The following is a 13,551-nucleotide window of genomic DNA, read 5'->3' as shown; positions in this document are numbered from 1 at the left end:
ACAACGGCGCCCGCGGGCGCCGTTGTGCGTTGCAGTGCCGCGATTACAGCGCCAGTCCTGCCTTGACCCGGTACTGATTGCGCACCGGATTGGCATATTGCAGCACCAGGTAAGGGCGGTGCTCCGGTGGGCAGGCGTCCAGCCGGCGCTGCCATTCTTCCTCGGCCTTGGCCAGTTCCTGTGGCGCGAAGACCTCGGCGGCGCTCGGTACCTGCAGTTGCGGGTCGGCATCGCTCCACTGGGCATACGCCAGGTAATGCACCGGGAACAGGCGGTAGCCGCCGAGAATCTGCCGGTCCATTTCCATGGCCAATTGCTTGGTGTCTTCGAACAGTTCGCTGATGGGGGCGGCGAAGTTCACGTGGACCCGGCCCTTATAGCCAGTGATGCCTTTGGCGATGCTCACGTCATCCTCCCCTGGCGCTTTGGTGTAGCTGCCGGTGGTGGCGCGGATGTACAGCTCCCGGGCCTTGGCCTGGTCGCAGGGGTCATATTCGTAGCTGATGGACACCGGGGTCAGGTTCAGCGATTGGATGACCTCGCCAAACGGCTCGTCCTTGCGGCTCATGTGGAACATCTTGAGGATCGCCGACTCGGTGCGGTCGTCGCCATCCTTGGCCCGGCCTTCGGCCTGGGCGATCCAGATCGACTGGACGTCGTTGCGGATCGAATGGTTGATATAGGCCGAGAGCAGTTGATAGGCCGCGAGTTTTTCCCGGCGCCCGCTGATGGAGCGATGGACGATGAAACTCTTGTTCAGGCGCATCAGGTCGCTGACGAACGGCTTCTGCAGCAGGTTGTCGCCAATGGCGATGCGCGGTGTCGGCAGTCCGGCGTGATACACCGCGTAATTGACGAAGGCCGGGTCCATGACGATGTCGCGATGGTTGGCCAGGAAGACATAGGCGGTGCCGGATTTGAACTGCTCGACGCCGGTATAGGTCACGCCGTCGGTGGCACGTTCAATGGTGTGGTCGACGTAGAACTCGACCTTGTCCTGCAGGGTCGCCACCGAAGTGACCCCGGCGAATTCGCGGCGCAGGCGATGGGCAATCAGGGGTTTGAGCAGCCAGCCGAACGTATTGGCAAAACGCGGGAAGCGGAAGTGGGTGAGGATATCTAGAAACGCCTTGTCGCTGAGCAGCCGGGCCAGCACCGCTGGTACTTCGCTGTCGTGGTAAGGTCGGATGGCATCGAATTCGCCCATCATGCTCTCTTGTTAGAAACGGCTAGGGTAAGAAAAGGTCTGTATCGAAAAAAGCCGGGCATGGTCTGAAAGTTCAGCTCAAACAAAAAAAGCCCTGCAAATAGACCGGCGATTATACGCATAAGTCACTCTGGAGACGGCGATGCTGGAAACCGACCATTATCAATGCCCTTACTGTGGCGAACAGGCAGAAGCTGTATTGGACCTGTCCGCCGGCGACCAGACCTATATCGAAGACTGCCCGGTGTGCTGCCGGCCCATTGTCTTCACGCTGCAAACCGATGGTCGGGAGTGGATGCTCGATGTCCACAGTGAAAATGACTGAGTGGGGCGTGGTTCTTATGCAGCGCATCTATGAGCCGGAAAATCTGATGGAAGGCGAGTTACTCCAGTGCATGCTGGCGAGCGAGGGTATCGAGGCACACCTGCAAGGGCGCGATTTGTTGGGCGGGGCGGGGGAGTTACCGCTGTTCGGACTGCTGGGGCTGACGGTGGAGAATGATCAGGCGCAGCAGGCGCTGGAACTGATCGCTGCGTACAATGCGGCCCAGCCATTGCCCTTTGAAGAACCGGATAGTTTTACCGGGGTGCTGGTCTGTTAGGCTGAGCGCCGATTTGCCGAGAGTTGTATTGCCCCATGTGTGGACGTTATGCCCTGTTTCGTTGGAACCCCGCTTTTGCCGCCTTGCCGGGATTTCCCGAGGATCAGCGCGCGCAGTGGAATATATCGCCCAATGATTCGGTGCTGATCCAGCGGGTCGAAAACGGCCAGCGCATGCTGGCCCGGGCCCGTTGGGGGCTGACCCCGCCCTGGCTGACGGACCTGTCGCGTACCCCGGCTCATGCCCGGGCGGAAACCCTGGCGGAGCAGCCGATGTTTCGTCAGGCGTTCCGTGAACGCCGCTGTCTGTTACCGGCCAACGGCTTCTATGAATGGCGCGGCGGAAGTCGTAAACGGCCTTATTGGCTGACGCCGGGTGAGGGTTCGTCGATATTCTTTGCCGCGATCTGGGAAGCCTATCCGGTACAGGAACAGGTCTGGTTGAGTACTGCGGTGGTGACTCAGGCGGCTGCCAATCTGCGTCGTCCGTTGATCCTGGATGCCGCTGCCCAGGAAGTCTGGCTCGATCCCGAGACGCCGCTACCTGCCTTGCAAGCTTTGCTCGCTCAACCGCCCGCCGTGTTGCGCGAGCGGGTCCTGGCCAGCCTGGTCAACGACCCCAAGCTCAACGGCCCCGAGTGCCTGACCCCCGCCTGATTGGCTGGCAATAGAAGCTGGCTTGCCGGCGCAAGGGCCTTGAGCCACCTTCACCGAAAAGCCGGCTTCCAAGAGGGATGGAGCGGCGGCGTGCTGCCGGATTAAACCTTGAACTGATTGATCAGGCGCCGTTGCTGTTCGGCGAGCTTGGTCAGCCCGGCGCTGGCGGCGCTGGACTCATCGGCACCGCCTGCTACCTCGTTGGCCACCTGGCCGATGTTGATCACGTTGCGGTTGATGTCCTCGGCCACTGCGCTCTGCTCCTCGGCGGCGCTGGCGATCTGGGTGTTCATGTCGTTGATCACCGATACCGCCTGAGTGATGGTTTCCAGAGCCTGGGCTGCCTTGGCCGCATGCTCCACGCTTTGGTCGGTCTTGTGCTGGCTGTCTTCCATGACCCGCACCACTTCCCGGGTGCCCTGCTGCAGCTGCTGGATCATCGACTGGATTTCTTCCGTGGCCTGCTGGGTCTTCTGGGCCAGATTGCGCACTTCGTCGGCGACCACGGCAAAGCCGCGGCCCTGTTCGCCTGCTCGTGCTGCCTCGATCGCTGCGTTAAGGGCCAGAAGATTGGTCTGCTCGGCAATCCCACGGATGGCAATAAGAATCGCGTTGATGTTCTCGCTGTCCTTGGCCAGGGTCTGCACCACGCCCACTGCGCGGCCGATTTCCTCGGCCAGGGCGCCAATCGAGCTGGAGGTGTCGCGCACGATCTGCATGCCCTGGCTGGCGGCCTGATCGGCATGACTGGCCGCTTGCGCGGCCTGGGTCGCATTGCGGGCCACGTCCTGGGCGGTGGCGGTCATTTCATGCACTGCCGTGGCCACTTGGTCGATTTCCACCATCTGTTTATGTACGCCCTGGTTGGTGCGAATGGCGATATCGGCGGTATGTTCCGAGGAATCGCTGACGCTCTGTACCGAGGTCACCACTTGGCTGATCATTGCCTGCAGCTTGGCCAGGAAGGTGTTGAACCCTTTGGCGATGGAGCCTAGCTCGTCGGCCCGGTCGCTGGTCAGGCGCCGAGTCAGGTCGCCTTCGCCCTGGGCGATATCATCGAGCATGGCCACCATCTGCCGCAGTGGACGTGCGATGCCGTGCCCCACCAACCAGATCACCAGCAGGCCGAGGCCAGCAATCACCAAGCCGACCATGGCCATGCCGAAGGTGTCGGCCTTGCGCTGTTCGGCCAGGTCGCCTTGCAGCTTGTCCAGATCGGCCATCACCGCCCCCAGGGGCAGTTGCAGCATCAGCGTCCAGTTGGCATCGGTCTGACCGATACCGAACGGCAGGTACAGGGCAATCTGGCCGTTGGCCTGGTCGACGTTGTAGGTCACTTCGCCGCGTTTGAGGTTGGACAGTCTGGCCACGGTGTCTTGGCGCAGCACGTCGCTGACTTTCTCGCCGAACTTGCTCGAATCCTTGGTGTAGGCCACCAGACGGCCGTTGCCGCCGATCAGGGCCATTTCCCCGGCACCGTTGTAGAGCTTCTGATTGGCAGCGACCAGCATGTCCTGAATGAAGTTCACCGACAGGTCAGCGCCGACGATGCCCTGGAATTTGCCGTTGAGCAGGATGGGCTGAATAAAGGAGGCGAGCATCACTACCTTGTCGCCGACCTTGTACGGAGCGGGGTCGATGACGCAGGACTTGAGGCTGTCCTGGGAGCACAGGTAGTACTCGCTGGTACGCACGCCAGTGGAGAGCAGGGTCCGGTCGTTGACGTCGGCCAGCTTGTCCAGGCCCAGGCTGCCGTCTTCGTTGCGGAACCACCAGGGCAGGAAGCGCCCGTTGGCGGCATCCATGCCTACCACCGAGGTGCCGATGTAAGCCGCGTCGTTGTGGTCGATGGCACCCGGCTCCCAGGCGATGTAGGCGCCGAGGATCTTCGGATTCTGGGTGACGTTCTCCTTGATCAGGGCGATCAGCTGTTCACGGTTCAGGCTGAGTCCGGCATGGCCTTGGGAGTCCTGGGTGCCCATCAGGGCATTGACCCGCACCAGGCCGCCGGCAATCAGCAGTGGCGCTTCCAGTTCCCGTTGGATCTGGCTGACCTGAGTCTGCGCCAGGCCGCTCAGGCGCTGTTCGATGACTTGCTCGAATTGGGCCTGGGTCCGCTCTTGCACCATTTGCTGGGTCTTGGCCCCGGAGAACAGGGCGTACAGCACCAGGGCTACAACCACGCTGAGGACAATGGCACCGGCCAGGGCGGCGACGGAAAACTGGATCGACTTGAACTTCATAGAGGCTCCGGGCGCAGGAATTTAGGTCTGCCGTGCTGTATCGGCCGCAGCCTCGCCGGTCATTAGCCTGGAGAGGAGAAATGACTGTTTCAGATGGTTAAAGGTCGTTATTGGCGGGGGCGTGTTGCAGGCCGTTGGCGGCCTCGGGCGAAATGTGAAGTTTTTTCGTCTGGATCTGGATGTATCTGAATTGCGACTGAATGCGTGTTTTGCATCTGGCGCGGACACAGTTCCGCCCTTAGGATACGCGCCATGTTTTCAGGGAGGTTTCATGATGAAGAAGTCGTTACTCGTATGTGCATTGAGCGCTGCTGTGCTGCTGACCGGCTGTGAAACGGTCAATACCACCAGCGGTGGCGTGGTGGGTGTGGATCGCAAGCAGTCGATGTTCAGCATGCTATCCAGTGCTGAAGTCAACCAGTCCTACGCCCAGTCTTATCAACAGACTCTGGGTGAGGCCAGCAGCCAAGGCGTGCTGGACAAGACCAGTGCCAATGCCAAGCGCCTGCAGGTCATTGCCAATCGCCTGATTGCCCAGGCACCGACCTTCCGTCCCGACTGCGCGCAGTGGAAATGGGAAGTCAACCTGATCAAGAGCGACGAGCTCAACGCCAACTGCGGTCCTGGCGGCAAGATCATTTTCTACTCCGGGCTGATCGAAAAGCTGAAACTGACTGACGATGAAATCGCTGCGGTCATGGGTCATGAAATTGCCCACGCCCTGCGCGAGCATGGTCGTGAAGCGATGTCCAAGCAGTACGCGGTCGGTGCAGGCAAGCAGATCGCTACCCTGTTCGGTGTCTCGCAGGAAACCGTAGCCCTGGGCGACAACGGGGTGAGCCTGCTGATGACTCTGCCCAACAGCCGCGAGAATGAAAACGAAGCGGACCTGATTGGTCTGGAGCTGGCTGCCCGCGCCGGTTACAACCCGAACGCGGCCATCAGCTTGTGGAACAAGATGGGCCAGGCTGCCGGTGGTTCTGCGCCGCCCGAGTTCATGAGTACTCACCCGGCTTCCACCAGCCGTATCGCCTCCTTGCAGGCGGCGATTCCAAAGGTGATGCCGTTGTATGAGCAGGCCAAGAAGTCCTGATCCATTGCTTCATTTGCGCTGAGGCTTTCGCCGGCAAGCCGGCTCCTGCAGGTTATGTAGGAGTCGACTTGCCGGCGATTTCATTTACAGCCAGCCACTGATCTGCATGGCCTTGTACACCGCCACTACGGCGAGGATGAAGAAGGCCGTCGCCGCCAGGCGACGAATCAGGGTCAGGGGCAGCTTGTCCGCGGCGAAGTTACCCGCCAGAACCACCGGCACGTTGGCAATCAGCATGCCCAGGGTGGTGCCGATGATCACCAGCCACAGATCCGGATATTGCGCCGCCAGCATGACGGTAGCGACTTGGGTCTTGTCGCCGATTTCAGCCAGGAAGAACGCGATCAGGGTCGTGAGGAAAGGCCCGAACTTGCGTGCGGTAGTGGCTTCATCGTCATCCATCTTGTCTGGAACCAGGGTCCACAGGGCGGTGGCGGTGAAGCTGGCGGCGAGAATCCAGTGCAGGGTCGCGTCCGAGAAGAAGCTGCCGAACCAGGCACCTACCGCGCCGGCGGCCGCATGGTTGGCCAGGGTCGCGGCGACGATGCCGGCGATGATGGGCCAGGGTTTGCGAAAGCGCGCGGCAAGAATCAGGGCGAGCAGTTGCGTCTTGTCGCCGATTTCGGCCAAGGCAACGATTGCGGTGGGAACGAGGAGAGAATCCAGCATCATCAGGGTTTTCCTAAGGGGCGGGTCGACACGGCTATGACACGTACAGCCTTCCCGCCCCGGGTAAGGTGTGCGTGTCATAGGTCTTGTCAAACCCTGCGGTCCGTCTGTGCGGACTCTTGGGTCGCATGCGCCATGGTCTGAGGACCAAGTATGTTGACGCATGCCGGACGAGCGTGGCGCTCGTGGGAGACTACTCCCCTAGGACGGAGCGGATTCTGCCTAGGCAAACTCCATTCGGCAAGCCTTGTTTGCGAAAAGAAGGTCAGCCGCGTTTGGCCCGATAAATCCGAAATCCCTGGCCTTCGGCCTTGATTGCGCAGGGTCCGAGGTGCTCTTCGATCAGGGGTTGGTAGCGCAGGAAGCTGTTGGCCACTACCCGTAGTTCGCCGCCTTTTTGCAGATGTTTGGCCGCTTTTCGCAGCAGGTTTTCTGTGGCTTGGTAATCGGTGTGGACCCCGGTATGGAAGGGGGGATTGGTCAGAATGCAGTTCAATTCCATGGGCGCGGCATCAATTCCGTCGCCGGTCAGCACCTCGGCTTCAAGACCGTTGGCGGCCAGGGTCAGGCGACTGCTGGCGGCGGCAAAGGCGTCCACATCCAGCAAGGTCACGCTGTTGTCCGGGTAGCGGCGCTTCACTGTGGCCCCCAGCACCCCGGCGCCACAGCCGAAGTCCAGCAGGTGGCCGGCGGGCAAGTGATCCAGATGCTCCAGCAACAGCGCGGTGCCGCGGTCCAGGCGCCCGTGGCTGAACACGCCCGGCAGGCTGACGACCGTCAATGGACCTTCGGCCAGGGGCAGTTCGTATTCCTGGGCCAGACTCTCCAGCGCCACCGGTTCGGGAGCGTTGGCGACCGTGACCTGCCACAGCTGGCAGTGGCGCGCGCTGTCGAGCTTGCGCGGTTTGCCGAAAGGGTTGAGTTGCTTGGCGGCGCTCTCCACGCCGCTGCGCTTCTCGCCCACCAGATACAGCTCGCGTCCGGCCAGGCGTGAGGCCAGGGCGTTGAGCAGGTAGTCAGTGAGGTCCTTGGACTTGGGCAGGAACAGCACGGCGCTGTCGAAGGATTCTGCCGGTGCTTCTACGCCAAAGTGGCTGCGGCCTGGAAAGCGTGCCTCCAGGGCCGCGTGGTCACCGGCGTGCCAGCTCCAGCCACGGGCATTGGGCAGGCGCCCGAGCAGGTCATCCGCGGTCAGGCCGGCCAGCAGCAGTGAGCCTTGAAACAATTGAGCCTGGCGTAACAGTACTTCACTGCGTGTGTCCATGATCCGCACCCGAAAAAAGTGGCGAAGTTTATCAACTCACGACACGCAGTGGGGCGCCACTGAAGAAGGCTTGGGCATTTTCCGTCAGTTGCCCGACGATTCGCTGGCGAGCTTCGCGGCTGCCCCAGGCATTGTGCGGCGTGACGATCAGGCGTGGGATATCACCGGCCAGCAGTGGATTGCCGTTCACCGGCGGCTCGACGCTCAGGACGTCGGTGGCCGCCCCACCCAGATGACCACTGCGCAGCGCATCGGCCAGGGCCTGTTCATCAATCAGGCCGCCGCGGGCGGTGTTGACCACCAGGGCGCCGGGCTTGAGCAGGGCCAGTTCCCGGGCACCGATGAAGTTTCGGGTGTGTTCGTTGAGTGGGCAGTGCAGGGTCAGGGCATCCACTTGTGGCAGCAGTTCCTCCAGCGGCAGGCGATCCGCTCGAGCCGGGCGTCCGGGGATCTGCCCCAATACCACGCGCATGCCAAAGGCTTCGGCCAGGCGTGCCACGGCGCTGCCTAGCTCGCCATTGCCCAGCAGACCCAGGGTCTTGCCCGCCAGTTCGATGATGGGGAAGTCCAGCAGGCAGAACTGCTTGGCCTGTTGCCAGCGGCCGGCGGCCACGGCTTGTTGGTAGTCGGCAACCCGAGTGGCGAGATTGAGCAGCAGCATCAGGGTGTGCTGGGCCACCGACGGAGTGCCATAACCCTGGCAGTTGCTGACGCTGATGCCTTGTTGGCGGGCAGCGGCCAGATCGACATTGTTGGTGCCGGTGGCGGCCACCAGGATCAGTTGCAGATCAGGGCAGGCCGCCAGGGTCTCGGCGCTCAGGGCCACCTTGTTGCTGATGGCGACCTGGGCACCCTGCAAGCGCTCGGTCACTTGCTCCGCGGGGGTGTTGGCATGCACTTGCAGGGGGCTGAAGCACTCATGCAGCGCACTCAGATCCAGGTCGCCCAGGTCCAGTGAGCTGTGATCGAGGAAGACGGCGCGGCGATTGTTGATCATGAACTGTACCTTTTGCACGAGGGATCTAAGGCGTAATCTGCCGAGCCTAACAGATGAAATAATTAGACATACACAGGAGCCTGCATGTACCTCACCGAGTTCTTGACCGTTGCCCTGATCCACTTGCTGGCGGTGGCCAGCCCCGGCCCGGACTTTGCCGTGGTGGTGCGCGAAAGCGTCACCCACGGCCGTCGCGCCGGTACCTGGACTGCCCTGGGAGTGGGCTGTGCGATCTTCCTGCACGTGGGTTACTCGCTGCTGGGGATCGGCCTGATCGTTTCCCAGTCCATCGTGCTGTTCAACGCCCTGAAGTGGTTGGCGGCGGCGTATCTGCTGTACATCGGCTACAAGGCCCTGCGTGCTCAGCCGGCCAAGCCGGCGGCGGACGACCTGCACAAGGAAGCCGGAGAGCGTACCGCGCGCGGTGCCTTTACTTCCGGTTTTGTCACCAATGGCTTGAACCCCAAGGCGACCCTGTTCTTCCTCTCGCTGTTCACCGTGGTGATCAACCCGCACACGCCCCTGGCGATCCAGGCCGGTTATGGCGTGTATCTGGCGGCGGCCACAGCAGTCTGGTTCTGCCTGGTAGCCATGCTCTTCAGCCAGCAACGGGTGCGTGCCGGCTTCGCCCGCATGGGCCACTGGTTCGACCGCACCATGGGCGCGGTGCTGATCGCCATCGGCGTGAAACTGGCCTTCACCGAGATGCATTGAACGCTCTCCCCGGACAGGGCACGCAGGATCTCCTGAACCGCGCGAATACTGGCCTGGAGCTAGTATTGGTGCGGCCCTGCAAATCATCCCTTTGGCTGATTTAGCCGGCGCACGGGAACTTTAGAGTGGTCATCCTCCAGTCACGACCGAGCCGTCAGAAAAGGGATTCTTATGTTGCAGACTCGTGTTATTCCCCCCGCCGAAGGCGCTTATCAATACCCGCTTCTGATCAAGCGGTTGCTGATGTCCGGCGCGCGCTACGAGAAAACCCGCGAAATCATCTATCGCGACCAGTTGCGCTACACCTATCCGACCCTGATCGAGCGGGTGGCGCGTCTGGCCAATGTGTTGACTGCGGCCGGGGTCAAGGCCGGAGATACCGTGGCGGTGATGGACTGGGACAGCCATCGCTACCTGGAGTGCATGTTCGCTATCCCGATGATCGGTGCGGTGATCCACACCATCAACGTGCGCCTGTCACCGGAGCAGATCCTCTACACCATGAACCACGCCGAGGACCGCTTCGTGCTGGTCAACAGCGAGTTCGTCGGTCTGTACCAGGCCATCGCCGGGCACTTGACCACGGTGGAGAAAACCCTGCTGCTCACCGACGCACCGCAGAAGACTGCCGAACTGCCGAATCTGGTGGGCGAGTATGAGACCTTGCTGGCCGCCGCCAGCCCCCAGTATCAGTTCGAGGACTTTGACGAGAATTCGGTGGCCACCACCTTCTACACCACCGGCACCACCGGCAATCCCAAGGGGGTGTATTTCACCCATCGGCAACTGGTGCTGCACACCATGGGCGTCTCCACCATCATGGGCTCCATCGACAGTGTGCGCCTGCTAGGCACCAACGATGTGTACATGCCCATTACGCCGATGTTCCATGTGCATGCCTGGGGGCTGCCTTATGTGGCCACCATGCTTGGGCTCAAGCAGGTCTATCCCGGGCGTTACGACCCGGAGTACCTGGTGGAGCTGTGGCGCCGGGAGAAGGTCACCTTCTCCCACTGTGTGCCTACCATCCTGCAGATGGTGCTCAATGCCAAGGCGGCCCAGAACACCGATTTCGGTGGCTGGAAGATCGTCATCGGCGGCAGTGCGCTGAACCGTGCGCTGTACGAGGCGGCCAAGGCCAAGGGGATTCAACTGACGGCCGCCTATGGCATGTCGGAGACTGGTCCGCTGGTGTCTTGTGCTCACCTCAACGATGAACTGATGGCGGGCAGCGAAGACGAGCGCACCACTTACCGGATCAAGGCCGGGGTGCCAGGGCCCTTGGTGGAGGCAGCGATCATCGATGCCGAGGGCAACTTCCTGCCGGCGGACGGTGAGTGCCAGGGCGAGCTGGTGCTGCGTGCGCCCTGGCTGACTGAAGGCTATTTCAACGAGCCGCAGAAGGGCGCCGAGCTCTGGGACGGCGGCTGGTTGCACACCGGCGACGTGGCGACCCTGGACAGCATGGGGGTGATCGACATCCGTGACCGGATCAAGGACGTGATCAAGACCGGTGGCGAGTGGATCTCCTCCCTGGACCTGGAAGACCTCATCAGTCGCCATGCGGCGGTACGTGAAGTAGCAGTGGTGGGCATCGCCGATCCACAGTGGGGCGAGCGCCCGTTTGCCTTGCTGGTGATCCGCGAAGGCCATGAGATTGGTGCCCGTGAGCTCAAGGAACACCTCAAGCCGTTCGTGGAACTGGGGCACCTGAGCAAGTGGGCGATTCCCAGCCAGATCGCCCTTGTTACTGAAATTCCCAAGACCAGCGTTGGCAAGCTCGACAAGAAGCGCATCCGCGTCGACATCAGCGAATGGCAAGCCAGTAACAGCACCTTCCTCTCCACGCTTTGAGCGTCCTCTGCCGTGCCCGTCCGGGCACGGCATGCCCATCCGACAAGCCTTTGCCTTGTGCTCACGAGATTTTCAGCCATCCTTACCGCGCCGTCTTTCAACGGTTGTGGCAAAGGACTGTTCCAATGCGGTGGTCGGCTGCAAATCACACTTTAGAGGGATCAAGCAGTAATCCCTGCTGGATATAGTCCGCCTACGGATTTTTCTGAACAACGGAGCACTGTGGGGTGCTCGCGCCATGCAACTTCGGAACCGGGCAAGTGTTCATCCAACCGGTATTCGAAGCGTTTTCAGAAGAGCGTACTGCCATAAAAATAATGCACATGGAGTAGCGTCGATGACATCAGCAAACCAGTTCTGGCGCCGGGCGAAACTGCCCCTGGCCGTCGGTCTCGCCTCCACGCTCGCCGGGCCTGCATTCGGCGTCAGCTTCAATATCGGTGAAATCGAAGGCAGCTTCGATTCGTCCCTGTCGGTGGGGGCCAGTTGGTCGACCGCCGGACGCAACAAGGACCTGATCGGGGTCAACAATGGCGGCAAGGGTCTGTCCCAGACCACCGATGACGGCCACTTGAACTTCAACAAGGGGCAGACCTTCTCGAAGATCTTCAAGGGCATTCATGACCTGGAATTGAAGTACGGCGATACCGGTGTGTTTGTGCGGGGCAAGTACTGGTATGACTTCAAGCTCAAAGACGAAGACATGGACTTCAAGAACATCAGTGACAACAACCGCAAGGAAGGCGCCAAGTCCTCCGGCGGTCAGATCCTCGATGCCTTTGTCTATCACAACTACTCCATCGCCGATGAACCGGGCTCGGTGCGTTTGGGCAAGCAGGTAGTGAGTTGGGGTGAAAGTACCTTCATTGGCGGCGGTATCAACTCGATCAACCCGATCGACGTGTCGGCGTTCCGCCGTCCCGGTGCCGAGGTCAAGGAAGGTCTGATCCCGGTCAACATGTTCTACATTTCCCAGAACCTGACCGAGAACCTGTCGGCCGAAGCTTTCTATCAATTGGAATGGGACCAGACCGTTACCGACAACTGCGGGACCTTCTTCTCGCAGCCGGACAACATTTCCGATGGCTGTGACGACAATCTGCGTCTGCTCGCCAAGCGTTCGACCATCACCGCCACGGCCCCGGGCCGGGCGGCCCTGGCGGCGATGCAGGCGCGTGGCGTCGATGTCAATGAAGAGGGTGCGCTGGTGCGTCGCAGTGGCGACCGCGATGCCCGTGACAGCGGCCAGTTCGGTGTGGCTTTCCGTTACAACTTCGAGCCGCTGGACACCGAATTCGGCGCCTACTTCATGAACTATCACAGCCGTGCGCCGATCTTCAGCGCCACCGGTGCACCTCAGTCGGCCTATACCATCGCCCCGGGCTTTGGCACGTTGGCGCCGGTGTGGATTGCCGGTAACTCGAAGTACTTTGTCGAGTATCCGGAAGACATCCGCCTGTACGGGCTGAGCTTCTCCACCACCTTGCCTACAGGGACCGCCTGGAGCGGCGAACTGAGTTATCGGCCGAATGCGCCGGTTCAGTTGAACAGCACCGATATCCTCTACTCCGCTGTCCGGCCTCTGGGAGGCAACTTCACCAATGCTTCCTTGCTCGATGGGATTCCTGGACAAGACCTTCATGGCTATCGCCGTAAAGAGATTACCCAGTTCCAGACCACCTTCACGCACTTCTTCGACCAGGTCATGGGTGCCAGCCGCCTGACCCTGGTAGGCGAACTCGGGATCACTCGTGTGGGTGGCCTGGAGAGCAAATCGGATGTGCGTTATGGCCGTGATCCCGTGTTCGGTCCTGGTGCCCTGCCTGCCACTCCCGGTGGACAGAACAGTTGCCGGGTGCTCAATGCCGCCACCATTGCCGGCGCAGGCCCAGGAGCCGATGCCAGTAACCTCACTTCCAACTGCAACAACGACGGCTTCACCACCGCCACCTCCTGGGGTTACCGCGGCCGGGCGATCTGGGAATACCCGGATGTATTCGCCGGTGTGAACCTCAAGCCGAACGTGGCCTGGTCCCATGACGTCAAGGGCTACTCGCCAGGTCCTGGCGCCAACTTCGAGGAAGGCCGCAAGGCCATCAGCCTGGGGCTGGATGCCGAGTACCAGAACACCTACACCGCGAGCCTGGCCTACACCAACTTCTTTGGTGGCGACTACAGCACCGTGGATGACCGGGACTTCCTCGCCTTGAGCGTTGGCGTGAACTTCTAAGCACACTGCATTTTCAGGAAGA

12 protein-coding genes, 1 pseudogene and 1 riboswitch are annotated in these 13,551 nt (G+C 61.3%); of the genes and pseudogenes, 7 read left to right on the top strand and 6 right to left on the bottom strand.

Annotation, left to right across the window (positions count from 1 at the left end):
- Positions 1 to 43: 43 nt before the first annotated feature.
- A complete protein-coding gene (locus DWF74_RS10285) occupies positions 44 to 1,210 on the bottom strand; it encodes a 1-acyl-sn-glycerol-3-phosphate acyltransferase (RefSeq protein WP_102860282.1) in 1,167 nt (388 codons plus the stop codon).
- Between the two features lie 139 nt (positions 1,211 to 1,349).
- Here DWF74_RS10285 and DWF74_RS10280 point away from each other — a divergent pair, with 139 nt between their 5' ends.
- Genes DWF74_RS10280 through DWF74_RS10270 form a run of 3 tightly spaced genes read left to right on the top strand, consistent with a single transcriptional unit; the run spans position 1,350 to position 2,465 of the window.
- Positions 1,350 to 1,532: a CPXCG motif-containing cysteine-rich protein gene (locus DWF74_RS10280; RefSeq protein ID WP_016967048.1), complete on the top strand. Its 183-nt coding sequence runs from the start codon at positions 1,350 to 1,352 to the stop codon at positions 1,530 to 1,532.
- Positions 1,533 to 1,548: 16 nt separating this feature from the next.
- Positions 1,549 to 1,809, top strand: a complete 261-nt coding sequence (locus DWF74_RS10275) for a putative signal transducing protein (RefSeq protein WP_102860283.1) — start codon at positions 1,549 to 1,551, stop codon at positions 1,807 to 1,809.
- A gap of 35 nt (positions 1,810 to 1,844) precedes the next feature.
- Complete coding sequence (locus DWF74_RS10270) at positions 1,845 to 2,465, top strand: SOS response-associated peptidase (RefSeq protein ID WP_115580894.1); 621 nt, start codon at positions 1,845 to 1,847, stop codon at positions 2,463 to 2,465.
- A 101-nt stretch (positions 2,466 to 2,566) separates the two neighbouring features.
- On the opposite strand, the gene DWF74_RS30980 is transcribed toward DWF74_RS10270, so the two are convergent.
- Together DWF74_RS30980 and DWF74_RS30975 are read right to left on the bottom strand one after the other, a co-directional pair.
- The gene (locus DWF74_RS30980; RefSeq protein ID WP_430757469.1) at positions 2,567 to 3,271 is read right to left on the bottom strand and encodes a methyl-accepting chemotaxis protein; all 705 of its coding nucleotides are present in this window, start codon (positions 3,269 to 3,271) and stop codon (positions 2,567 to 2,569) included.
- A gap of 198 nt (positions 3,272 to 3,469) precedes the next feature.
- Positions 3,470 to 3,529: pseudogene (locus tag DWF74_RS30975) on the bottom strand (hypothetical protein); the annotation flags it as partial.
- Between the two features lie 1,453 nt (positions 3,530 to 4,982).
- Here DWF74_RS30975 and DWF74_RS10260 point away from each other — a divergent pair.
- Positions 4,983 to 5,801 carry a M48 family metallopeptidase gene (locus DWF74_RS10260; protein ID WP_102860286.1) on the top strand — a complete coding sequence of 273 codons (819 nt, stop codon included), beginning with the start codon at positions 4,983 to 4,985 and terminating at the stop codon, positions 5,799 to 5,801.
- 84 nt (positions 5,802 to 5,885) lie between these two features.
- Here the strand turns inward: DWF74_RS10260 and DWF74_RS10255 are convergent, their stop codons facing one another.
- From DWF74_RS10255 to DWF74_RS10245, 3 genes are all read right to left on the bottom strand, one after another.
- Positions 5,886 to 6,470, bottom strand: a complete 585-nt coding sequence (locus tag DWF74_RS10255) for a TMEM165/GDT1 family protein (protein WP_102860988.1) — start codon at positions 6,468 to 6,470, stop codon at positions 5,886 to 5,888.
- 91 nt (positions 6,471 to 6,561) lie between these two features.
- A riboswitch (yybP-ykoY riboswitch) is annotated at positions 6,562 to 6,685 on the bottom strand.
- A gap of 50 nt (positions 6,686 to 6,735) precedes the next feature.
- A complete protein-coding gene (locus tag DWF74_RS10250; protein ID WP_110652237.1) occupies positions 6,736 to 7,734 on the bottom strand; it encodes a class I SAM-dependent methyltransferase in 999 nt (332 codons plus the stop codon).
- Between the two features lie 31 nt (positions 7,735 to 7,765).
- Positions 7,766 to 8,731, bottom strand: coding sequence for a 2-hydroxyacid dehydrogenase (locus DWF74_RS10245; RefSeq protein WP_115580893.1), 966 nt, complete (start codon positions 8,729 to 8,731; stop codon positions 7,766 to 7,768).
- A gap of 84 nt (positions 8,732 to 8,815) precedes the next feature.
- On the opposite strand from DWF74_RS10245, the gene DWF74_RS10240 reads away from it, so the two are divergent.
- The 3 genes from DWF74_RS10240 to DWF74_RS10230 all read left to right on the top strand — a co-directional run bounded on the left by DWF74_RS10240 (position 8,816) and on the right by DWF74_RS10230 (position 13,529).
- Positions 8,816 to 9,445 carry a LysE family translocator gene (locus DWF74_RS10240; RefSeq protein WP_102860289.1) on the top strand — a complete coding sequence of 210 codons (630 nt, stop codon included), beginning with the start codon at positions 8,816 to 8,818 and terminating at the stop codon, positions 9,443 to 9,445.
- A gap of 171 nt (positions 9,446 to 9,616) precedes the next feature.
- Positions 9,617 to 11,299, top strand: coding sequence for a fatty acid--CoA ligase (locus DWF74_RS10235; protein WP_115580892.1), 1,683 nt, complete (start codon positions 9,617 to 9,619; stop codon positions 11,297 to 11,299).
- A 337-nt stretch (positions 11,300 to 11,636) separates the two neighbouring features.
- The gene (locus DWF74_RS10230; RefSeq protein WP_102860291.1) at positions 11,637 to 13,529 is read left to right on the top strand and encodes a DUF1302 domain-containing protein; all 1,893 of its coding nucleotides are present in this window, start codon (positions 11,637 to 11,639) and stop codon (positions 13,527 to 13,529) included.
- The last annotated feature ends 22 nt before the right edge of the window (positions 13,530 to 13,551 follow it).

Source organism: Pseudomonas protegens, from assembly GCF_003363755.1.
GTDB lineage: Bacteria > Pseudomonadota > Gammaproteobacteria > Pseudomonadales > Pseudomonadaceae > Aquipseudomonas > Aquipseudomonas danubii.
This window is presented reverse-complemented; position numbering and strand designations above follow the sequence as displayed.

Excerpts from the sequence above, each read along its gene's own strand:
- DWF74_RS30980 (WP_430757469.1), bottom strand. The coding sequence starts at position 3,271 with ATGACCGCCACCGCCCAGGACGTGGCCCGCAATGCGACCCAGGCCGCG.
- DWF74_RS10240 (WP_102860289.1), top strand. The coding sequence starts at position 8,816 with ATGTACCTCACCGAGTTCTTGACCGTTGCCCTGATCCACTTGCTGGCG.
- DWF74_RS10230 (WP_102860291.1), top strand. The coding sequence starts at position 11,637 with ATGACATCAGCAAACCAGTTCTGGCGCCGGGCGAAACTGCCCCTGGCC.
- DWF74_RS10285 (WP_102860282.1), bottom strand. The coding sequence starts at position 1,210 with ATGATGGGCGAATTCGATGCCATCCGACCTTACCACGACAGCGAAGTA.
- DWF74_RS10255 (WP_102860988.1), bottom strand. The coding sequence starts at position 6,470 with ATGCTGGATTCTCTCCTCGTTCCCACCGCAATCGTTGCCTTGGCCGAA.
- DWF74_RS10245 (WP_115580893.1), bottom strand. The coding sequence starts at position 8,731 with ATGATCAACAATCGCCGCGCCGTCTTCCTCGATCACAGCTCACTGGAC.
- DWF74_RS10260 (WP_102860286.1), top strand. The coding sequence starts at position 4,983 with ATGAAGAAGTCGTTACTCGTATGTGCATTGAGCGCTGCTGTGCTGCTG.
- DWF74_RS10280 (WP_016967048.1), top strand. The coding sequence starts at position 1,350 with ATGCTGGAAACCGACCATTATCAATGCCCTTACTGTGGCGAACAGGCA.
- DWF74_RS10275 (WP_102860283.1), top strand. The coding sequence starts at position 1,549 with ATGCAGCGCATCTATGAGCCGGAAAATCTGATGGAAGGCGAGTTACTC.
- DWF74_RS10250 (WP_110652237.1), bottom strand. The coding sequence starts at position 7,734 with ATGGACACACGCAGTGAAGTACTGTTACGCCAGGCTCAATTGTTTCAA.
- DWF74_RS10270 (WP_115580894.1), top strand. The coding sequence starts at position 1,845 with ATGTGTGGACGTTATGCCCTGTTTCGTTGGAACCCCGCTTTTGCCGCC.
- DWF74_RS10235 (WP_115580892.1), top strand. The coding sequence starts at position 9,617 with ATGTTGCAGACTCGTGTTATTCCCCCCGCCGAAGGCGCTTATCAATAC.